18 protein-coding genes and 1 pseudogene are annotated in these 19,963 nt (G+C 62.9%); 6 read left to right on the top strand and 13 right to left on the bottom strand.

The window, feature by feature from the left end; genetic code table 11:
- Nucleotides 1-16: 16 nt before the first annotated feature.
- The 3 genes and pseudogenes from NKI25_RS06560 to NKI25_RS06550 all read left to right on the top strand — a co-directional run.
- Nucleotides 17-199, top strand: a pseudogene (locus tag NKI25_RS06560) (aspartate aminotransferase family protein); the annotation flags it as partial.
- A gap of 166 nt (nucleotides 200-365) precedes the next feature.
- On the top strand, nucleotides 366-512 hold the full coding sequence (locus NKI25_RS06555) for an SDR family oxidoreductase (protein WP_502896713.1): 147 nt from the start codon (nucleotides 366-368) through the stop codon (nucleotides 510-512).
- A 155-nt stretch (nucleotides 513-667) separates the two neighbouring features.
- Nucleotides 668-1,462 carry an inositol monophosphatase family protein gene (locus tag NKI25_RS06550; RefSeq protein ID WP_352570624.1) on the top strand — a complete coding sequence of 265 codons (795 nt, stop codon included), beginning with the start codon at nucleotides 668-670 and terminating at the stop codon, nucleotides 1,460-1,462.
- Here NKI25_RS06550 and NKI25_RS06545 read toward each other — a convergent pair.
- The 8 genes from NKI25_RS06545 to NKI25_RS06510 form a co-directional block, all read right to left on the bottom strand.
- Nucleotides 1,452-2,528, bottom strand: coding sequence for an ABC transporter ATP-binding protein (locus NKI25_RS06545; RefSeq protein ID WP_352998276.1), 1,077 nt, complete (start codon nucleotides 2,526-2,528; stop codon nucleotides 1,452-1,454). The genes NKI25_RS06550 and NKI25_RS06545 overlap by 11 nt on opposite strands.
- Nucleotides 2,528-4,816 carry an ABC transporter permease gene (locus NKI25_RS06540; RefSeq protein WP_352998275.1) on the bottom strand — a complete coding sequence of 763 codons (2,289 nt, stop codon included), beginning with the start codon at nucleotides 4,814-4,816 and terminating at the stop codon, nucleotides 2,528-2,530. The genes NKI25_RS06545 and NKI25_RS06540 overlap by 1 nt, the downstream gene beginning before the upstream one ends.
- A 3-nt stretch (nucleotides 4,817-4,819) precedes the next feature.
- A complete protein-coding gene (locus NKI25_RS06535) occupies nucleotides 4,820-5,848 on the bottom strand; it encodes an ABC transporter substrate-binding protein (protein WP_023678566.1) in 1,029 nt (342 codons plus the stop codon).
- 181 nt (nucleotides 5,849-6,029) lie between these two features.
- Entirely contained in the window at nucleotides 6,030-8,561 is a 2,532-nt protein-coding gene (locus tag NKI25_RS06530) for an NAD-dependent epimerase/dehydratase family protein (protein ID WP_352998274.1), read from the bottom strand.
- Nucleotides 8,562-8,752: 191 nt separating this feature from the next.
- The gene (locus tag NKI25_RS06525) at nucleotides 8,753-9,640 is read right to left on the bottom strand and encodes an arginase family protein (protein WP_352998273.1); all 888 of its coding nucleotides are present in this window, start codon (nucleotides 9,638-9,640) and stop codon (nucleotides 8,753-8,755) included.
- 376 nt (nucleotides 9,641-10,016) lie between these two features.
- Complete coding sequence (locus NKI25_RS06520; RefSeq protein ID WP_023678569.1) at nucleotides 10,017-10,517, bottom strand: DUF6496 domain-containing protein; 501 nt, start codon at nucleotides 10,515-10,517, stop codon at nucleotides 10,017-10,019.
- A gap of 122 nt (nucleotides 10,518-10,639) precedes the next feature.
- Nucleotides 10,640-11,317, bottom strand: a complete 678-nt coding sequence (locus NKI25_RS06515) for a dienelactone hydrolase family protein (RefSeq protein ID WP_352677824.1) — start codon at nucleotides 11,315-11,317, stop codon at nucleotides 10,640-10,642.
- An 11-nt stretch (nucleotides 11,318-11,328) separates the two neighbouring features.
- Complete coding sequence (locus NKI25_RS06510) at nucleotides 11,329-12,156, bottom strand: phosphoribosyltransferase (RefSeq protein WP_352998272.1); 828 nt, start codon at nucleotides 12,154-12,156, stop codon at nucleotides 11,329-11,331.
- A 203-nt stretch (nucleotides 12,157-12,359) separates the two neighbouring features.
- On the opposite strand from NKI25_RS06510, the gene NKI25_RS06505 reads away from it, so the two are divergent.
- Nucleotides 12,360-12,788: a CBS domain-containing protein gene (locus NKI25_RS06505; protein ID WP_023677862.1), complete on the top strand. Its 429-nt coding sequence runs from the start codon at nucleotides 12,360-12,362 to the stop codon at nucleotides 12,786-12,788.
- 88 nt (nucleotides 12,789-12,876) lie between these two features.
- On the opposite strand, the gene NKI25_RS06500 is transcribed toward NKI25_RS06505, so the two are convergent.
- The gene (locus NKI25_RS06500) at nucleotides 12,877-13,356 is read right to left on the bottom strand and encodes an Hsp20/alpha crystallin family protein (RefSeq protein ID WP_352998271.1); all 480 of its coding nucleotides are present in this window, start codon (nucleotides 13,354-13,356) and stop codon (nucleotides 12,877-12,879) included.
- Between the two features lie 265 nt (nucleotides 13,357-13,621).
- Between NKI25_RS06500 and NKI25_RS06495 the strand changes: the two genes are divergently transcribed.
- Nucleotides 13,622-14,059: a DUF2267 domain-containing protein gene (locus NKI25_RS06495; RefSeq protein ID WP_023677864.1), complete on the top strand. Its 438-nt coding sequence runs from the start codon at nucleotides 13,622-13,624 to the stop codon at nucleotides 14,057-14,059.
- Nucleotides 14,060-14,108: 49 nt separating this feature from the next.
- On the top strand, nucleotides 14,109-14,579 hold the full coding sequence (locus tag NKI25_RS06490; protein ID WP_023677865.1) for a YbhB/YbcL family Raf kinase inhibitor-like protein: 471 nt from the start codon (nucleotides 14,109-14,111) through the stop codon (nucleotides 14,577-14,579).
- A 24-nt stretch (nucleotides 14,580-14,603) separates the two neighbouring features.
- On the opposite strand, the gene NKI25_RS06485 is transcribed toward NKI25_RS06490, so the two are convergent.
- The 4 genes from NKI25_RS06485 to NKI25_RS06470 all read right to left on the bottom strand — a co-directional run bounded on the left by NKI25_RS06485 (nucleotide 14,604) and on the right by NKI25_RS06470 (nucleotide 19,875).
- On the bottom strand, nucleotides 14,604-16,079 hold the full coding sequence (locus NKI25_RS06485; RefSeq protein WP_352998270.1) for an FAD-dependent oxidoreductase: 1,476 nt from the start codon (nucleotides 16,077-16,079) through the stop codon (nucleotides 14,604-14,606).
- Nucleotide 16,080: 1 nt separating this feature from the next.
- Complete coding sequence (locus NKI25_RS06480) at nucleotides 16,081-17,076, bottom strand: hypothetical protein (RefSeq protein WP_352998296.1); 996 nt, start codon at nucleotides 17,074-17,076, stop codon at nucleotides 16,081-16,083.
- A 375-nt stretch (nucleotides 17,077-17,451) separates the two neighbouring features.
- A complete protein-coding gene (locus tag NKI25_RS06475) occupies nucleotides 17,452-18,822 on the bottom strand; it encodes a TRAP transporter large permease (protein ID WP_352574876.1) in 1,371 nt (456 codons plus the stop codon).
- Nucleotides 18,823-18,825: 3 nt separating this feature from the next.
- The gene (locus tag NKI25_RS06470) at nucleotides 18,826-19,875 is read right to left on the bottom strand and encodes a TRAP transporter small permease subunit (RefSeq protein WP_352998269.1); all 1,050 of its coding nucleotides are present in this window, start codon (nucleotides 19,873-19,875) and stop codon (nucleotides 18,826-18,828) included.
- Nucleotides 19,876-19,963: the final 88 nt, after the last annotated feature.

Genomic DNA, 19,963 nt, shown 5'->3' with positions numbered 1-19,963 from the left:
GGCGGATCAAGGTGCCGAGCGCATCGACGCGCATTGCCACGAGCTCGGCCTGCTGGTCCGGCCACTGATCAACATGCGCGTGATGTCGCCGCCATTGATCATCACGCGCGACCAGATCGACGACATGGTGTCGATCCTGCGCGAAGGCATTTCGCGCACGATGGACGATCTGCGCCGCGAAGGTGCCTGGCGGGGATAGGCGTTTATCGCCGGCAATCTCGCCATTGCTGACAACGATCGTCCGCGCCTACGATGTCCGGCAGGGGCCTCGATCGCCTGTCTCTGGCCGCATCTCTGGGGAAACAAAGCATTGATGACCTATCGGGCCTGTTCGGCCTCGCCGGTAAAACCGCCTTAATTTCCGGATTGAGCCGCGGCATTGGTCGGCCGCTGGCAACGTGGGCGAGGTCGATGAACTGGGCGGTGCCGCGATCTTCCTGGTTTCCGACGCGTCGAGCTTCATGACCGGCCAGATGATCTATGTCGACGGCGACATGACCGGACCCGTATGAGCGTGACTGTCGCTGTCGGGCGCATGGAAGATCGGTCGGCCTCGGGCCCGCCCCGCAAAAGGCAGGGCTCGTCATTTGCACACTCTTATCTTCACCGCTAAGCTTCTCTGGCTGGGGTATTTTCCTCAGATCACATTCGCCATCCCAAGGATATCATGACACCCGACACAGCAACGCGCGAACAGTTCGCCATCGATCTCGCGCGGCGCGCCGGCGCGCTCGGCCTGAAGTATTTTCGCGACCTCGACAGCCTCGCCATCGAGAGCAAAGGTCATCAGGACATGGTCTCGCAGGCTGACCGCGAGGTCGAGCTGTTCATCCGTGCGGCAATGAAAGCCGCCTACCCGACCGATGGAATTGTCGGCGAGGAGCATGCCTCGGTCACCGGATCGAGCGGGCATGTCTGGGTGATAGATCCGATCGACGGCACCGCGAACTTCGTGCGGGGCATCCCGGCCTGGTGCGTGGTCATCGCCTGCGCCAAGGACGGCGACACTGTCGTGGGTGTCATCCACGAGCCCTCTACCGGCGAAACGTTCCATTGCCGCAAGGGCGGCGGCGCTTTTCTCAACGGCAAGCCGATCAGGGCAAGCGCGGCCACCAGCCTGACCGACGGCTCGTTGGGCACCGGCTTTTCCAACCGCGCCGAAATGCAAAACGTCGCAACGCTCATCGGCTTGCTGTTTTCAAAAGGCGGCGTGTTTTTCCGTAACGCATCCGGCGCGTTGATGCTCGCCTATGCGGCCGCCGGCAGGCTGCTCGGCTATGTCGAAGAGCATATGAACGCCTGGGACTGCCTGGCAGGCATGCTGCTGGTGGAAGAAGCCGGCGGCACGATCGTCAAGCCCGACCCAAAGACGGTTCTGGAAAACGGCGCGCTGGTGATTTGCGCCGGCAGCGGTGTGTTCGCCCAGGTCCGCCAGCTCTGCGTGCAATCCTTCAAGCTTTGATCAGAACCGGTCCGCGCTCCGGAAAGCCGATGCCGACGCTGTCGCCTGCCTGAAACGGCGCATCGATGTTGTGCGATATTGCAAACACCTGGCCGTGCGGCGTGGCGATGACAAGCTCGAGATGGCTACCGATATAGGTGACCTTTTCCAGCCTGCCCGCGATCGTCCGTGGTGCACCGGCAGGGCCGATCTCGATGCGGCTCGGACGGACGGCCAGCTTCGCCGGGCCGACCAGCTGGCCTCGCGCCGGCAGTTTCAAGGCCAGCGAACCCAGCCGGACGGCAGCTTCATCACCTTCTACCGAAACCACCTCGCAATCGAGGATATTGGCTTCGCCGATGAAGTCGGCGACGAAAGCGTTGGCCGGTGCGTCGTAGAGTTCGCGTGGCGTGCCGTCCTGTGCGATCACCGCTTTGATCATGACGATGATACGATCCGAAACCGCCAGCGCCTCTTCCTGGTCGTGTGTGACATAGACCACCGTCAGCCCAAGCTTGATCTGGATTTCCCTGATTTCCTCGCGCACGTGCCGGCGCAGCTTGGCGTCGAGATTTGACAGCGGCTCGTCGAACAGCAGCACTTGCGGTTCGAGCACCAGCGCGCGCGCCACCGCCACGCGCTGCTGCTGGCCACCCGACAGCTCGCTTGGCAGACGCGCCTCGAAACCGGTCAGGCCGACCAATTCCAGCCCGGCACGGGCCCGAGACGCAGCCTCCTTCTTGTCATGGCCGGAGAAGCGCAAGCCATAGGAGACGTTTTCCATCACCGTCATGTGCGGAAACAGTGCATAGGACTGGAAAACCATGGACACGTCGCGGTCGGTGGCGGGCAGGCGGGTGACATCTTTGCCGCCTATCAGAATGCGGCCGCTGGACGGCATTTCAAGGCCGGCGATCATGCGCAGCGTCGTCGTCTTGCCGCAGCCGGAGGGCCCGAGAAGCGTCACCAGCTTGCCGGCTTCGATCGCAAGCGAGATGTCGTCGACCGCCGGCATGCTGGCGCCCGGATATGTCTTGGTGACATGGTCGAAGGTTACCGAGGCGGCGTTGCTGCGAATTTCGGCCATCACCCGGCTCCTGCTATTGTGGTCGGGCCGCCGGCCGTTCCGGGCAGGCTGACATTGGTGCGCACGCTCCAGCCGCCGTCGCCCTGCTGGATGCCGCGCCGGCCGATATTGCGGCTGCCGACAAGCAGCTGCATCAAGCCAATTACCATCAGCATGACGACGATCAGCACCGTCGAATAGGCGATGGCGATGCCGTATTCATTGTTCTCGACACGTCCAACGATGTAGCTGGTCGAGAGATCGTAGCGCGCGCTGACCAGAAAGATGACGGCGCTGATCGCGGTCATGGCGCGCACGAAGGAATAGACGAGCGCCGCCAGCATTGCCGATCTCAGCAAAGGCAGGATGACGCGCCTGAAGGTCTGCCACGAGTTGGCGCCAAGCGTCAGTGAGGATTCATCCAGGCTACGGTCGATCTGCGACATCGAGGCGACGCCGGCGCGCACGCCCACCGGCATGTTGCGGAAGATGAACGACAGTACGAGGATGATGCCGGTCCCGGTCAGCTCGATCGGCGGCACGTTGAAGGCAATAATGTAGCTGACGCCGATGACGGTTCCCGGAATCGCGAACGAGAGCATGGTCGCAAATTCGAAGGCGTTCTTGCCGCGGAAATTCTGGCGGACCAGAAGATAGGCGGTCAGAAGCCCGATCCCGGCCGTCAGAGGCGCCGATATCAGCGCGATCTCCATGGTCGTCCAGAAGGAGCTCCATGCCGAGCCCGACCAGTGGATGCCGAATTCGTTCCAGCCGACGGAGAACGCCTTCCGGTAGTGCTCCAGTGTCAGGCTCTGGTCGACCCCCCACAGCTTGACGAAGCTGCCATAGAAGATCACCGTGTAGACCAGTACGGTGAATGCCGTCCACAGTCCGGCGATGACATAGAGCGCGTATGTCAGCCCGGCAGGCAAGCGCGGATGGACGCCGGCGTCGCCCTTGCCGGTGACGGTGGTGTAAGAGCGCCTGCCGATCCAGAAGCGCTGCGCATAAAAGGCGCCGAGCGTGAAGGCCAGCAGCACCAGCGCCAGGATCGCGGCAAGTGCCGCATCGTTCTGCGCGCCGACAATGGCAAAGAAGATTTCTGTCGACAGCACGTCGTAATTGCCGCTCAGCACCAGCGGATTGCCGAAATCGGCCATGCTCTCGATGAAGCCGAGCAGAAAGGCGTTGGCAAGGCCCGGCCGCATCAGCGGCAGGGATACGGTCCAAAAGGTCTGCCAGCGGCTGGCTCGGAGCGTCTGGGAGGCCTCTTCCATGGACGGGCTGACGCCTTCGACGACGCCCATCAGCACCAGGAAGGCGATCGGCGTGAAGGCGAGAACCTGGGCAATGAGCAGGCCGGGAAGTCCATATACCCAGCGTGTCGGCTGGAAACCGAAGAGACCGGCCACGCTCTGCGTCACTGCCCCTGACAGTCCGAACAACAAGATGATGGCAAGGCCGATGACGAAAGCCGGCGTGATGATCGGCAACACGGTCAGGGCGCGGAGCAGCTTGCCGTGGCGGAAACCGGTACGGGTCACGACCAGCGCGAACACCAGCCCCAGAAACATGGTCAGCAGGCCGACGAGCACGGCCAGCAGCAGCGAATTCCAGGCCACGCCGCAGCGGCTGCCGCCGGCAAGACAAGCCAGGCTCCACAGCCGCGAACTGAACAGCTTGGCCAGGAACGCGACAGGCGAGTAGCCGCCGTCGTCGGTCTGCATGGCATTGGCCAGCATCATCAGGATCGGCATGAAGATGAAAATGGCAACCATGGCGACGACAAAGCCGATCGAGCCGACGACGAAGACGTCGCCAGAGACGGCGCCGCGCGCGGCAACACCCAGGGTGAAAAGGAACAGAAAGGCACCGCTGACCAGCAAGGCGCCGTAGCCCATGCCGAATTGGCGGTCGCCAAGTTCGCCGAACAGGCTGGTGAGCCAACCGAACTGCCAACCGCGCAGCCCGATGGCGAAGCCCTGGAACAACAGCCAGCCAAATCCGGCGGCGCCGACAATGATCAGCAGCCGGCTGAAAACCGGATCGGATTTGGTGCGGCCCCACAGAAGCAGCGGCACCACCAGCAGCAGGCCGAGCGGCGCCAGGCACAGTTTCTCGCCCTTGAGGGCCAGAACCAGTGCCGGCGCGAATTCGCTGTCGGACGGGTAACCGTCGAACAGCCAGGAAAAGCCGAAGAACCCGTCCTCGATGCCGTACCAGGGCAGCACGGCAAACCCCAGCCATCCGACCGCCATCCAAAGGACGGCGACCGGTTCAATCGGCCAGCGGGTTTCGCGGAAGCGCATCTGCTATTGCGGCAGCGATGCGACCTCCTCGTCCCATTTTTTCAGCAGCCGCTTCCGCTCTTCGCTCGAGCCGTACTTCTTGAAGTCGTAGTCGATCAGCTTGATGGTGGAGAGGTCGGGCGCCTTGTCGGAGGTTTTTGCCGCCTTGTTCGACGGAACCTGGAACGACCCCGCCTTTTGCGCCATGGACTGGACGTCGGCCTCGAGCGCCCAGTCGTAGAATTTTTTCGCAGCCTCCAGGTTCCGCGCCCCCTTGATGATCGATTCCGAGCCGATCTCGTAGCCGGTTCCCTCGCAAGGGGTGACCGGAACGATCGGGAAACCTGCGACGACCTGCGACACGGCGTCGTGGATGAAGACGATGCCGATGGTGGTCTCGCCGAGACCGGCGGCCTTGATCGGCGCCGAACCCGACTTGGTGTACTGGTTGACGTTCTTGTGCAGGGCTTTCATGTATTCGAAACCCTTGTCCTCACCAAACAGCTGAACGATGGTCGCCAGCATATTGTATGCGGTCCCCGAAGAATTGGGGTTGGCGACCTGGATGTGCCCCTTGTATTCGGGCTTGATCAGATCGGCCCAGCATTTCGGTTCGGGCAGATTGTTCTTGGCCAGCAAATCCTTGTTGTAGCCGAAGCCCAGCGCACCCGAATAGATGCCGACCGTGCGGTAGCCGGACGTTTCCGCCTGCTTGATCGCCCAGGGCTGCAACTGGTTGAGCAGCGGCGATTTGTATTCCACTGTCAGGCCCTCCTCGGATGCCTGCAGATGCGGATCGCCGGTGCCGCCCCACCAGATGTCTGCCTTTGGGTTGGCGGCCTCGGCGCGCAATTGCGCATAGATTTCGCCAGCGCTCTTGCGGGTCATATTGACGGTGATGCCGGTCTTCTCCTCGAACGCCCGCGCCGTCTGCTGGCACCAGACCTCGTCAACGCCGCAATACATGGTCAGGCTTTCGGCGGACGCCGATGACGACGCGGCCCACATACCGGCGGCGAGGATGCCGGCGCCGAGAATTGCCCTTTTTATCATGTTGAAATTCCTCCCTAAGTTATTTGCCGACTTATGAAACCCAGATACGCGGAAAATTCAAGTTGGAAGGGTACGGCCGCCTTTGCGCCTTTCGCCGACTTCCCGCTCGATATGTTCGACAGGTTGATGCGGATCAATCTTTGCAGTCACCTGGCCGATCGTCCAGCGCTGCTGAACATCCTCAGACGATGGCCCGGTCCCAGCCGCCATAATGCGCAGCGCTGCGCGTGCCGCGCGGCAGGCTGAGCCCGACCAGGAGGGCTCCGATCGCCAGATTGGCGAGGCTCGCGGCCGCACCGCCGGCGAGGATGAACGGAGAGAGGGCAATCCAGGCTCCAAGCGCGATGTTCAGAAAGCGGACGGCGCGCGCCACCTCGGCCATCGCGGTAACGGCTACCATGATGACCAGGCAGCCGATGACATGGTCGCTGAAGTAGAGCGGCGGGCTTGTGCCGAAGCTGAGCGGCGTGATCATCAGCAGGGCGCCGGCGAGCGTGCTGGCGACAAGGGTCCACGGGAAGTTCACACCGCCGGTGACGAAGTCCAGCGCCACTGCCGACAGCGGCCGGTCGAGGTCGGGCGTCGGCGTCTGGTCTTCCGAAAGTGCCGCTCCTCCGCACCAGAATGTGCGCCAGAACGGCTCTCCCGCCTGTTTGGCACGCCAAAGATACTGGCAGCTCGCCAGCACCTCGTCGACCGAATAGGGGATGAGCACGACGGTGACGGCAGCCTGGACGATGCAGAGCGTGCACAGCGCCCCGATGAGCGGTGGCTGGATGATGATGAAGCCGACGCTGACCACGCCGAGCGGGACGACCAGCAAGCCGAACAAAAGCACCATCCATGGCATGGTGCGCCAGCGGCGGCGGTCGCCGATCGCGCCGGCGAGGATATCCAGCGCATAGGCGAAGGCGCCCAGCCCGGCATCGGCGATCGGAAAGCCCTTGGAGACCCAGGAGGTGACCACCGCCTCGCTGCCATTGCCGGCCGGCGTTTCGCCCGGGCCGAAGAACGGTTCCCAAAGGCCATCGATATGGCCAAGCTGATAGGCGGCGAGATAACGCGAGACGAACAGGCCGACAAAGGCGAGGCCGATTATGGGAATGCGCTGGGTGAAGAGGGAGGGCGAATAGCTCCAGCCGAGCGGGCGGTCGTCATCGGCGGCAAGGGCACGCCGGCTGATACCCGGCGTCGGCGGGATCATCACCGCGAACGCGACGATCAGCATGCCGGCCAACGTGTCGGTCGCGTAGGCTCCGGCGCTGGTGGTCCAGAACAGCAGCGGCGCGAACATCACCCAAACCCCGATCGAGGCGGTGAGCCATTGCAGCCCGTGCCAGCGCCGGCGCATGCCGACAAGCGCCAGCGACAGGATGGCGAGGCCGGATACAATCTCACTGATGCCGAGCCTGCCGTCGCGCGTCTCCGGCGAGGCGATCTCATGTCCGAGCGCCGGCGGAATCGGTGCTGAAGCGGGATCGAACAGGCCGAGCGTGAAGGGCGACGCCACGAGCCACAGCCCGACCGCAACGTTGGTCAGCGGCGCCCAGAGCGTTGCGGCCCGGTGGCGTTCGGTTTCGGCCTCGACCTCGTCGTCCGAGCGCTCGAGCGGGCGCTGCAGCCGTTCGGCGGCCTGGTCGAGCTCGGGCGCGGAAGCGGCGACCGCCGACGGTTCAAGCTTGTTCTTCTTGTACCAGTCGGTAGGATCCGCCTTCAGCCGCCGGATCATTTCCGGCAATGTAGCGGTCAGGCTGTGCCGCGGCTTCCAGCCAAGCAGGCGCCTGGCGCGGGAGATGTCGATCTCGTAGTGATCGTCGGCGTTCTCGATCATCCATGGCTTGATGTCGGTCTCCTGGTCGAAAACCTTCTCCTGCATCCAGGCGCCGAGCTTCGTCACCTCTTTTGGCAGGGACAGGGTCCGCCAGGTCTCGCCGTGCAGGAGCTGCCCGATCTGCTTCTGCATGTCGTCGTAGGACGGCGTCTCTTCTTCGCCGATCAGCAGTACGGTCTCGTTGGGAAGCGCGCTGCGCCGGTCGACGGTGCGCACCACGGCGTCGACGAGATCGTCCAGATGCAGGTAGGGCTGGCCGGTGGTGATGTCGCCGGTGAAAAGATAGGCGGTCGGCATGCGCTCGAAAATGCGGGCGATCTGCTGGGCGATGAAGGCCGCGTGACAATCCTCGTCATAGACACCCGCCAGTCGCAGGATCGCAACCTTGATGTCGCCGTGCTCCTTCAGGATCAGCGTCTCGGTCTCGGCCTTCGATCTCGGATAGGCCCAGGCCGGATCGATCGGCGATCGCTCGTCGATCCTGGCGCCCTTCGCCGGGCTCGGCGCATGCACCAGCAACGTGCTCGAAAACACGAACTGCTCCGTCTCGAACCCCCTCAGCGCGTTCAGCAGCCGGCGCGTTCCCTCGACGGTCACCGCGCCGTATTTCGGATTATCCTCGCCGGTCGTGTCGTAATAAGCCGCGAGATGGATCACCGAGGCAACGCGGCCGCCGCTCCGCTCGCGCACCTCGGCCAGTGCCTTCGCCACGCTCGCGTCCGAGGTAAGGTCGATCTCGATCGTCTCGACGCCAGGCAAGGATCGTCTGGCAACATCAAGGCCGATGATGTCGTAGCGCTCCATCAAGCCGCGAGCGATGGCTTGGCCCAGAAACCCGCTGCTGCCTGTGATCAGGACGGTGGGACGGGTTTTGCCGGTCATGGCGAATCTCCTTAGGCGATAGCCGGGCAGAAGAAGCCGAATGCTTCGGTCGCACACTTGGAACCATGTTCGTTGAGAACGGTTCCCGATGAGGTAGCACCACAGAATGGGTGCGCGCGGCGATCCGTCAGACCGACGGCCATTCGTGCCGGCGGATTGCGTTCGTGCACAAGTGCAGGACTCCCATTGGTCTACCGGCCGCGAAGGGAAGCGACCAGAATGTCGATCAGCAGCTTGCCGCAGCGACGATCCGGATCGCGGTCGGGATCATAGATCGTCACCTCCATCCCAATCACGCGTGGATCGTTGCACCATGTGCGAAGGGCTTCGACAGCTTCGTCGGGCAAGACACCGCCAGCCTCCGGCGAATCGACAGCCGACATGATCTCGCTGTCCAGCACGTCGACATCGAAGTGAACGAATACACCCTCGACGTCCTGCCCCGCGACCGCGTCAAGCGCTATGCGTGCCGCATCGGCGAAGCCGCGCCGCCGCACTGCAGCCAAATCCATCCGGTGAACATCGGTGTCGAAGATGGCCTTGGACGTGTAAGTCGCGGGGTCCTGCACATCGCGATAGCCAAACGCGACTACGTCGGCCTCACGGACCAAAGGAGTGTGCTCGCCGAAATCGGTCAGGAGCGTCGGGCCATGGCCGGTCACGAAGGCCAAATCCATGCCCGCGGCTCCCTTTGACGGCGAGGTATCCGGCAATTTGAAATCGGTGTGCCCATCGAAGAAGATAAGGCCGTAGCGGCCACGACGCCGTAGCGCGAGCGCAGGGCCAAGCAACACACTGCAATCGCCGCCGAGCATGAGCAGGAACCCTCCCGAGTTCAGCTCCTCGTCGACCGCTTCGGCAAGCGTCTTGGAATACTGGCGCAGGGCCTGGGCATTGCGCACGCCCGTCGCAGGATCCACCTCAGGCCGATAAAGCGGAGCCCGAACCGAGCGCAACGGACCGGCGCCCAAACGGTCGGCGAGACCAAGCGATTGAAGTGCCTCCGGCGCCTTCCACACGCCGGGCTCCGGCTCACCCTCCTGCGGCATCAGCCCAAGATTAGAGGGCGCGCCGAGCAAAGCGATATGTCTCGCCTGAGTGGTGGCTCGCGGCATTGTCGTGCTGGCAGCTGAGGTCATGATCAGAGTTCTCCGCGTTATGGGCGATACGCATCATGCTCAAGACACAGGCTGCGCTTTCCTGACCGGTCTCCCGCTGCCCTTGCCGCCGAGTACCTCCGGTCGGTGTCACGCGTCAGGCAGCATCGCGAGCGACGAGTATTGCTCGTTCAGCGCCACCGTGTCGTCAGCGGTGATTTCGAAGTCGATGTTGTCCCGCAGATGCAGGCTCTGGTTCGCCTTGGGCAGCGGCGTTGTCCCGCGCTGCCCGGGCAGAGCTCGATACCGGTCGTTTGGGCCATATCGGATTTCCAGGGGGCGAACTGCCGTCTTTGAACTATGCGTGGTGTGCGCGCGTTCTGGCGGCCTTCTGCGCCGCCGCCTTCCTTCCGCTGGCGCCTTTCGTCTCGGCGGCCTTCTTGGCGGCGGCCGAGCGCTCCTCAGCCGTCCGGCGCGAGGCCGCACGCTTCGCCTGCTGCGCCAGCGCCTCGTGCGACGCCGTGCTCTTCGGCTCGTGCTCGAGCACCTTGGAGACGGCTTTCGAGACCCGCGGGCGGCGTTTCGGCGTGCGTTCACCCTGGCCGGCCTCATAGGCGTATTCGGCGCTTTTGCGCGTGCTCTCCTTCACCTTGCCCTTTTTGGGCGGGGGCAGGTCTACGCCTGCGCGTCTTGCCTCGGAAAGCCCGATGGCGATGGCCTGCTGGGTCGAGCGCGCGCCGTGCTCGCCGCGGCGGATTTTATCGATCTCCTCGTGCACGAACTCGCCGGCCTGTGTGCTCGGCGATTTGCCCTCGCGCTTGTCCTTTCGGGCCTTCTCGATGGTTTTCTTGTCTGGCATTGTCTTTCTCCCACATACGTGTTGCGACAGCCATTCGGGTTGCAGCTGCGCGCGGTCTTATGAGGATCATAACGCGTTGAGGACGCAAATGATCCCGGCACTGGTGATCCAAGCCCCAGCCGTCAGGACGTTGACGCCGATCTGTCCGAAATCAGATGGCGCAAGAACCATCGGCTCGCCAGACCCGCGACTTCGTCCAGGGCGCCAGGCTCCTCGAACAGATGTGTCGCGCCAGGGACGATGGCGAGCTCCTTCTCGCTGCGGAGCGCCGCCAGCGCCGAGCGGTTGAGTGCGATCACTTGCGTGTCCGCGCCTCCGACGACGAGCAAGGTCGGCGCCCGGACGCGCGGCAGGGCGTGCGCTGCAAGATCGGGCCGGCCACCACGCGAAACTACGGCCGCGGCCTGGTCGGGCCGCTCGGCCGCCGCCACCAGGGCGGCACCGGCGCCCGTGCTCGCGCCGAAATAGCCAAGACGCAACCCCGACGTGTCCGGCGAGGCGCCGAGCCAATCCGTGACGCCGACCAGCCGGTCGGCGAGCAGTCCGATATTGAAGCGCAACTCGGCCGTGACCTGGTCGATCCGCTCCTCTTCGGCCGTCAACAGGTCGATGAGGAAGGTGGCGAGGTTCGCCTCGTTCAGCCTTTCGGCCACGTGGCGGTTGCGCGGGCTGTGGCGGCTGCTTCCGCTGCCGTGGGCGAAGAGCACAAGGCCGCGAGCATCCGGGGGCAACGAAAGATTGCCCTCAAGCGTGACAAGCCCCGCGGGAACATGCACGACGTACTCGCTATCCCGGTCCATATCCACCTCCGCTATGTCGATCTGGTGCCAGGCGCCGGACCCGCGCTCGCGCGCCCAGCCAATTCCTCATCGGAAGCGGCAGGCTTGTCGGAAGCCGCAGGCTTGGGCACGGACCTGGCGAGGAGCGCGCGGACCTCTTCATCGCTCGTCTGCGAGAAATCCACGTACCAGCGCCCGACACCCAGCAATGGCTCTGGTGTCGTCGCGCAAACGACCTCGTCGGCGTCCGCCCGCATCGCGTCGCAAGTGTCGGGGCTACCGACGGGAACGGCCGCGACAATATGGGCGGCGTGGTTTTTTCGCAGCGCCTTGATCCCGGCCCGCATGGTCGATCCGGTCGCAAGCCCGTCATCCACGAGGATAATGGTTCGTCCATTCAACTGCGGTGGGGGTCGCCCGTCCCTATAGAGGTGCTCGCGGCGCAGAAGCTCTTTTTCCTCCTTTGCAGCGACCGCGTCGATGACATGTGGCGGGATCGCAAGACCGTTGACGATTTCGTCGTTCAGGACACGTACACCTGAAGGCGCGATCGCCCCCATGGCCAGTTCCTCGTGACCGGGGACGCCGAGCTTGCGCACGACGAAGACGTCGAGCGGTGCCTTGAGTGCCTGCGCGACCTCGTAGCCGACCGGCACGCCGCCTCGGGGCAGCGCCAATACGATCACATCGTCGCGGCCGGCAAAGCGAACGAGTTCCCCGGCGAGTTGCCGCCCGGCCTCGCGGCGATCTGAAAAGATGATAGCCATGACCTTCAATCCGCGTGCATCTGTTTTCCCGGTGGATGTTTTTTCACCAGCCTGCGGCCACATTCCGTGGGATGGCTGCGGCACCGGTACCATTTTGGAACTCGCTCGCTGCCTGGACGTTCCAAGAATAGTTTCGATCGCGAGGTGCCGGCACCGGCACGCGCCTCAGCGCGGATCGGGAAGATCGAAGATAGTGATCCGTACATGCCTCGTCCGGCCAGCTGGCAATCTAGCGATGCGTGGCAACAGGCCGTCTGGCGACTTGTTGCCTCGGCAATCAGGGAAAGGAATATCCCATGCAAGTTCAGGAGATCATGAGCCGTCGGACCGAACTGGTCGGCCCGAACACGACAATCAGGGATGCCGCCCGGAAAATGCGGGCCGACAATCTCGGCGCCCTTCCGGTCGGCGAGAATGACAGGCTGGTCGGCATGGTGACGGACCGCGACATCGTGATGCGCGGCGTCGCCGAGGAGCGCTCAGCCGGCAACACGACCGTTCGCGAGGTCATGTCCGAGCATGTCTATTGGTGCTTCGATGACGCCGATATCACCGATGCGGCGAAGATCATGGCCAAGCATCAGGTGCGTCGTCTTCCGGTGATCAATCACGACAAGCGCCTCGTCGGCGTCATCGCCCTGGCCGACCTCGGGCGGACCGATGAGGAAGCCGCCAAGATCGCTCTCGAAGGCGTTTCCGAGGCGACGGACGATCCCCGGCGCTAGACGCTCGCCTGGGCGGTTGCCGCCGTGCTCGCCGGCCTTCTCCATCTGGGCTGAACGCCGCCTGCTCAGGCAGCCTTCAGTTTGGCAACTATCGCGCTTTCACTTCTATGCGGCGTGTCTTGTCCTTTGCAGCGGGGTTCTTCGGAAGCTCGACAGCCAAAACGCCGTTCCTGAAAGTGGCCTGCACCTTGTCGGCATCGATCTCCGCTTCCAGGGGGATGGTCCGCTGAAACCGGCCATAACTGCGTTCGCTGTAGGTGCGGCCGCCGTCGCCTTCCTTGTGCTCCGAACACTTCTCGCCCGTAATAAAGAGGGTGTTTTCGCGCAGCTTGAGCTCAACATCCTTCTGCTCGAGCCCCGGCAATTGGGCGGTGACCTTATAGGCTTGGTCTGTTTCATGTACGTCGACGCTCGGCCAAAGATCGCCGGCCGTAGTCGCTTCGGCCATCGGCGCGAAGAAGTCGTCGAACAGGCGGTCAATCTGCCGGTGGAATGACGTGAGCGGGTCGCGCGCGGATGGGTAGAGGCTGCGCGATGGCGTCCGGGGCGCCAAATCGTGATGTGCCATGGTTCTTCTCCTGTTTTTCGTGTCTGCATCACTCGTCGCCATGTGATCGGCCACGGGCAAACAAAACTCGTCCACCCATGAGGATGTTCCGGGTGCCGGCCAAGAAAGGTGGTCGAAAAACAGCGGCAAAAAGCCGGCCCGAATTCCCTCGTGACGGGACCTCCGACAATAAATGCGCATCAGGACATGCGCATCGGGGAACAACGAGCAGGTACGGCTGTTTGGTCACATCACCTAGTCGGATTTGAACGAAAGGAGGATTTCGATGAATGCCACCGGACTCGACGTATTCGACAAGACACTGCAGACCACAAACATCTGGCTCGACGAGATCATGGACGAGATTGGACCGGATCGGCAGGTCGCCTGGCACGTTCTCGGAGCGGTGCTGCACGCCCTGCGCGACCGTATGCAGCCGGATCTTGCAGCCCACCTCGGCTCGCAGCTGCCGATCCTGGTGCGCGGCGCCTTCTATGACCAATATCAGCCTTCCAAAGCTCCCGAGAAGATGCGGTCGCTCGACGAGTTTCTGGCCAAGATCAAGGCGGAGCTGGAATTTACCCGTCCGGTCGATTCCAAGGATGCATTCAGGGTCGTGTCCAAGGTGCTCGCCCATCACGTCGGAGAAGGACAGATGCACAAGGTCTGGGAATCCCTGCCAGGCGAGATAAGACGCGTCGCCGAAGCTCAGCAAGCGGCGTGAACGGCGCAGGCGCGGGCTTCTCGGTCGCAACCTCCTTGGGGAAATAGCAATGCCACTCACCCTTATCAGCCCGGCGTTCCGGGCAGGCGGAAGACTTCCCGAAAAATATGCGCGTGACGGCCAGAACGTCTCGCCGCCGCTGAAGTGGTCCGGTGTCCCGGATGGTACCAAGAGCCTTGTTCTTGTCGTGCGGGATCCCGATGCACCAAGCGGGATTTTCGGGCACTGGGCGGTGTTCAACATCCCGCCGGATGCCGGCGGACTCGCCGAGGCCGAAGACGGCAAGCCCGGCCCGTCGGCACTCAGGCAAGGCACCAACGATTTCGGCAATGCCTATTACGATGGTCCGCAGCCGCCTGCAGGGCACGGCGTCCACCATTACCACTTCCTGCTGGCCGCGCTCGATGTGCCGAGCCTCAGCGTACCAGGACAGGCGGGCGTGCATCAGGTCTGGAAGCAAGCCCAGAAACACGCATTGGAGGAGACGGAGTTGGTCGGAACCTACGAACGGCCGGCGTGACGCGGGCCGTGTCGGTCGCCGCCTTCACAATGTAATCTGGGCAAGCGGTTTTCGGGCAGGGCCGTGGATGACCGAACCGTCGGCGGCGAAGATCGAGCCGTGGCAGGGACAATCCCAGGTGTGGTCCGCATTGTTCCAGGTTACGGTGCAGCCCTTGTGGGTGCAAATCGCCGAAACCGCCTGGAGTGCGCCTTCGGTGTCTCTCCACGCCGCAATCTTTTCGTCTCCCCTGACGATCACGCCGCCCATGCCAGGCGCAATGTCGTGGGTGCTCGAGACGATCGATTGACTGCGGCCGTTCTTGTGGAAGTCCTCGGGATAGGGCCGCGCCGGATCGTAGAGTTTTTGCCAAGGGCTCGGGCGGCCACAGATCAGGTCGGCGATCATCGTGCCCACGGCCGTCCCGTTGGTGATGCCCCAGGCGTTGAAGCCCGTGGCAATGTGGAAGCCGGCGGCCTTGGCGGGATAGGGCTCGCCGGCATATGGAATCCTGTCGGCCGTATCATAATCCTCATTGCACCAGCGCCACGCGACGTCGCCGACCGAAAGGTTCTTTCTTGCCCATTTTTCCAGTTCGACAAACCGCTTCGCCACGTCGCCATCCCAGCCGGTATTGAATTTGGGGCCGAGCGCGACCAGCAGTGGACCTTCGGCATCACGGCCTGTGCGAATGGAATGCGTCGGGTCGTCGATGCCGATGAACATGCCGTCGACAGCAAGGGGATCATCGATCCGAAAGGCCATGGCGGTGTGGCAGCGCGGTTGCGTCCGGTTCGCCATGCCGACGGGGCTCTTCACCGTCATGTTGGTGGCGACGACGACGTGCCCGGCATCAACGGCGCCGCCATCGGTGACGACGCGCCAGCGGCTTGCCTCGTCGATCGAGGTGGCGCGGCTGTTTTCGAAGATCCGACCGCCACGGGCCGTCACCGCTTCCGCCAGGCCAACCAGATACATCGCCGGATTGAACTGCGCCTGGTCGGGGAACCGTAATGCCGCGGCCGTTTCGAAAGGCAGCGGCGCGCGGTCGAGGAGATCGGCCTCCAGCCCGACATGGCGCGCGGCCTCCGCCTCGGCCGCTACCTCCGCGCGCCGGCTTTCATCGCAGGTGTAGCAATAGGCGTCCTTGCTCTCGAGATCGCAGGCGATGGCGTAGTTGTTAACCCAGTCGCGGATTTGTCGGGCGCCGGCGGAATTCGCATCGGCATAGGTCCACGCCAGGTCCCGGCCTACGCTGTCAATGAGATGACGATAGATCAGCGCATGCTGCGTGGTGATCTTGGCCGTCGAGCGGCCGGTCACCTGGCCACCTGTCCGCAAGCCTTCCAAGACGATCACCGACCGGCCCGTCTCGCAAAGGCGAAGCGCCGTCGTCAGCCCGACGATTCCAGCCCCCACGACAACGGCGTCCGCACGGACCAAACCTTCGAGCTGGGGATGGTTCGTGGAGGTGGCCGTCGCCACCCAACAGCTCCCCGGTTGTCCCAAGAGAGTGGCCATTTCAACCGCGTTCCTTGCTTTTGCTTTTCGATGCACTTTCATCGACAACCGCGCCGGCAGAGGAACGTTCCCGAGGTTCGTCGCTTTCAATCGTTGTCTCGCCACCCCGGGTCAGAAAAGCACCGGGAAGATGCGAGCTGCAGGCCATCACCCAGGTGATCGCCTCGCGGTCGTATTCGTCGCCGGAGCGCCAGTCCTCGAAGAAGGCGTTCAGCCTATCGACACGCCCCGGCCAGATACCGGCGGCCTGCAGGCCGAGCGATACGCCGTAATTGGTGAAGGCGAACTTGGTATCGCGCAGCCATGGCGCGCGGCTGAAATAGCCGGGCGGGTCTACCCACATCGTTTCCAGGGTTCGCAGCGAACGCCTTGTCTGGGCCTCGGCCCACGGCTCGTCGGGAAAGAAATGGGCGAGCCACAGCATCATGCCGAGGCCGAGGTCCTGGTCGATGTCGAGGCTGCGCCAATCGCGCTCCATCAGGTCACGCATCTGCGCGATCTCGGGCGCCAGTTCCTCGTCGTCGAGCATTCGGTAAGAGACGTAGCCGTCATAGGCATCCATGCTGCCGAGGCCGTAGCCGGGGTAAGGACCGCTCAAATTCTCCTGCATCTTCCAGATCACGCCGCGGCCGGGGACCACAAACGCCGGGTGAATGTCACGCGCCAGCGCGATACCGCGCTTGCGGTATTCCGGCTTCAGATCGCCGAGACGCGCCAGGGCGAACAGCCACATCGCCAGATAGTGGAAATACTGGCCGTCGCGATCGGCCGCTTCGCCGATCCTCAGTCCGCGCCGGCGGCCGAGCACACGCTCGACATCGGCCACCAGCCGCTCGGCTTCGCCCAGCCAGCGCTCTTCGCCAGTTTCCGCATAAAGCGAGACGTAGAGCACGACCCCGAATGCATCGGTCCACAGATATCGCAAGCCGTTGGGCCAGATGCCTTCGGCGCGCATCCAGTCGAGTTTTTGCAGGACATAATCGACGTCACGCAGCATCGTCACGCAGCATCGTCACGCAGCATCGCGCCAAGCCCCGAACTGGCAGAGCCGGCCCGTGTTCGGTGTCCCGCGATTGTGAGCATGCAGAATTTCGAGCATGTCTCTCCTCGTCCGATTGATCTATCGCGAAACGATCTGATCGGCGGCGGGTTCCTTGGCCATCTCGGCAAGGACAGATGGGGCGGCATTCCCGGGGCGGCGTAGGCGAGATAACCAAGACTGGTCGAGTGCGATAAACCCGCACTCGCAGCCAGGATTGTTTCAAGAAGCGATCTCATGACGACGCGCAAAGGAAGGCAAAAAGGTGACGCCGTTCAAGCGAAAAGCTATCAAATTCGACTGATCCTCGGTGTCGGCAAGCCGCAAATGTGGTCAATTGCCTCCGTACATGACCTTCGGGAGCCAGACGACGATTGAGGGGAACACGATGCATAGTCCCACTCCGATCGCCTGCAGGCACAAGAAGGGGACTGCGGATCGAAAGATCGTCGCCATCGAGATCTCCGGCGGCGCAACGCTCTTCAGATAGAACAGCGAATAGCCGAAAGGCGGGCTAAGGAACGCCATCTGCATGTTGACCATGAAAATGACACCATACCACAGTGGCACGTCTTCAGGAGCCACACCGGCTAGCCCAAACGTGCCGCCGAATTCGAGTGGCTTTAGGATGGGCAGAAATATCGGTACGGTGAGAAGGAGAATGCCCACCCAGTCCAGAAACATGCCCAGGACGAACAGAATGATCATCATCAGAACAAGAACGCCGTAAGGCGCCAAGCCTGTTCCGAGTATCGATTCGGCTACGAAGTTCTGCCCACCTTTCAGGATGAAGAAACCGACGAACATGGTGGCGCCGAAGAATATCCACATGACCATCGCCGTGGCCTTGAGCGTCGCGACACAGGCCTCCCGGATCGTGTCCCAGGTCAGGCGCCGATGTGCGGCGCAGACGATGAAAGCCCCGAACGTACCGATGCCGGCGGCTTCGACCGGCGTGGCAATGCCCATGAAGATGACCCCGAGCACAAGCAGGATCAGCAGTATCGGCATGAACGTCCGGCGCAAAAGCTTGAGTTTTTGGGCGAAGTCAATGCGCTCGTTCGGCGGCAACGCCGGGCCGAGTTTGGGGTCGATGTAACAGCGCGCCGTCACGTAGGCGACATACATCCCGGACAGCAGCAGCCCGGGAAATACCGACCCGATCAAAAGCTCGCCCAGCGACTGCTGCGCCACGACGGCATAGACGATCGCCATGACGGAAGGGGGTATGAGAATGCCTAGGGTCCCGCCAGCAAGAAGCGAGCCGCAGGCGAGCTTGGCGTCGTAGTTGCGGCGCAGCATGGCCGGGAGCGCGATCATGCCCATCGTCACTTCCGTCGCCCCGACGACACCGACCATCGCGGCCAGCAGCGTGCAGGAGATCACCGTGGCCGATGCGAGCCCGCCTTTGAGTCCGCCCAGCCATTTGTAGACGACATCGAACAGCTCCTCGATGATGCCCGCCTTCTCGAGAATCGCGGCCATGAAGATGAAAAGCGGCACCGCCGAGAGCTGATAATCCGTCATGAACGGGAAGACCCGAGACGGCAGCATGTTCAGCATGGCCGAATTGCCGAACAGAAAGAGGAAAAGAACGGCAAGGCTGCCGGTGCAAAAGGCCATCGGTAATCCGAGCAGCAGAAGTACGCCCAGACCCCCGAACATCAATATGCTGAGCCACAGGATCGGAAGCTCGAGGCCCATCGCTCAGCCGACCCTTCCAAATGCAGTGGCGATGTCTCGCATCAGCCGGGATAGGCCCTGAAGCAACAGGAGCGCTGCCCCGATGGGGATCGCGAGCTTTACCGGCCAGTATTGGATGCCCCATTCGGTGAATGAGCGTTCGCCAACCGCCGTGGCATCGCTCGCAAATCGCCATCCTGTGACCAGCATGGTGCCGGTGAACAAGAAGAAGAAGGCCGAGGTGATGATGTCGCAGACAGCACGACCGCGTTCGGAGAGATGGCTGTAGACGATGTCTACCCTGACATGCGTTTCGTCACGGTAGGCATAGGCGCCTGCCAGCATGTACTGGATGCCGAACATAAGAAACATGCTTTCATGTACCCAGTTGGTCGGTGAGTTGAAAACAAAACGGGCCACCACTTCGTAGTAGTACGCCACCACTGCGAGAACCGACCAATACGCGACGAACTCGCCCGTCACGCGTACCAGCCAGTCGACCGGCTGGAACACCGCGAGCGGTTGCTTGACGGGCGTGGCTGGCACATCGACTACGAGCGGATGGTCGGCCGCGGCGCGCTCGATCTCACGGGTGCGGGCGCGCCGCACAAGACCGGGTATTAGAAGGGCGTCGCCTGCGAGAGCGAGACCAAGCAGAAGTCCGGCAATTCGGCCGATGCTGTTGGCGCGCTCGAGCCCATGGGCGGCGGCGCTCAGATTATCGCGCGCCACCGTGGCGTCTGCCTCAGCTTTCGCCAGGCGATCGGCAGCGCCTTCTTTGCTGGCTGCTACATCTGCCTTGGCACGCGGCAACAGCCTTTCGGCGTGTTCGCTCTGGGATCGCGCGAGCGACACTGCCTCACGTCCGTCGCGTACCTGGGCGCTCGTCCAAAGCACTGCAATGAACAGCGGGATAAAAATGAATCCCCACCTGCTCTTCAGATAAAACCGGTGCATGCCGAGGAAGCCTGCAGTGACCAGGAACAGGTAAGCAAGAAAGAGATTTGGACGGCCGGCATCGCGCTGTGCCCGCTCGCGATGGACAAGGAAGACCGCAACGAGCGGGAAAAGCACGAGGCTTGACCAGTATAGCCAGTGCGGCAGCACAAATGTGAGTGAGGGCATCGGCGACTGCCTCTTGCAGTAGAGTGCGCCCGCCCGG

It is taken from the genome of Mesorhizobium sp. M0808, assembly GCF_040320025.1.
Classification (GTDB): domain Bacteria; phylum Pseudomonadota; class Alphaproteobacteria; order Rhizobiales; family Rhizobiaceae; genus Mesorhizobium.
Note: the sequence above shows the minus strand (reverse complement) of the source record. Positions and strands in the feature narration are given on the sequence as shown.

Excerpts from the sequence above, each read along its gene's own strand:
- NKI25_RS06550 (WP_352570624.1), top strand. The coding sequence starts at position 668 with ATGACACCCGACACAGCAACGCGCGAACAGTTCGCCATCGATCTCGCG.
- NKI25_RS06545 (WP_352998276.1), bottom strand. The coding sequence starts at position 2,528 with ATGGCCGAAATTCGCAGCAACGCCGCCTCGGTAACCTTCGACCATGTC.
- NKI25_RS06540 (WP_352998275.1), bottom strand. The coding sequence starts at position 4,816 with ATGCGCTTCCGCGAAACCCGCTGGCCGATTGAACCGGTCGCCGTCCTT.
- NKI25_RS06535 (WP_023678566.1), bottom strand. The coding sequence starts at position 5,848 with ATGATAAAAAGGGCAATTCTCGGCGCCGGCATCCTCGCCGCCGGTATG.
- NKI25_RS06530 (WP_352998274.1), bottom strand. The coding sequence starts at position 8,561 with ATGACCGGCAAAACCCGTCCCACCGTCCTGATCACAGGCAGCAGCGGG.
- NKI25_RS06520 (WP_023678569.1), bottom strand. The coding sequence starts at position 10,517 with ATGCCAGACAAGAAAACCATCGAGAAGGCCCGAAAGGACAAGCGCGAG.
- NKI25_RS06515 (WP_352677824.1), bottom strand. The coding sequence starts at position 11,317 with ATGGACCGGGATAGCGAGTACGTCGTGCATGTTCCCGCGGGGCTTGTC.
- NKI25_RS06510 (WP_352998272.1), bottom strand. The coding sequence starts at position 12,156 with ATGGTACCGGTGCCGCAGCCATCCCACGGAATGTGGCCGCAGGCTGGT.
- NKI25_RS06505 (WP_023677862.1), top strand. The coding sequence starts at position 12,360 with ATGCAAGTTCAGGAGATCATGAGCCGTCGGACCGAACTGGTCGGCCCG.
- NKI25_RS06500 (WP_352998271.1), bottom strand. The coding sequence starts at position 13,356 with ATGGCACATCACGATTTGGCGCCCCGGACGCCATCGCGCAGCCTCTAC.
- NKI25_RS06495 (WP_023677864.1), top strand. The coding sequence starts at position 13,622 with ATGAATGCCACCGGACTCGACGTATTCGACAAGACACTGCAGACCACA.
- NKI25_RS06490 (WP_023677865.1), top strand. The coding sequence starts at position 14,109 with ATGCCACTCACCCTTATCAGCCCGGCGTTCCGGGCAGGCGGAAGACTT.
- NKI25_RS06485 (WP_352998270.1), bottom strand. The coding sequence starts at position 16,079 with ATGGCCACTCTCTTGGGACAACCGGGGAGCTGTTGGGTGGCGACGGCC.
- NKI25_RS06480 (WP_352998296.1), bottom strand. The coding sequence starts at position 17,076 with ATGCTGCGTGACGTCGATTATGTCCTGCAAAAACTCGACTGGATGCGC.
- NKI25_RS06475 (WP_352574876.1), bottom strand. The coding sequence starts at position 18,822 with ATGGGCCTCGAGCTTCCGATCCTGTGGCTCAGCATATTGATGTTCGGG.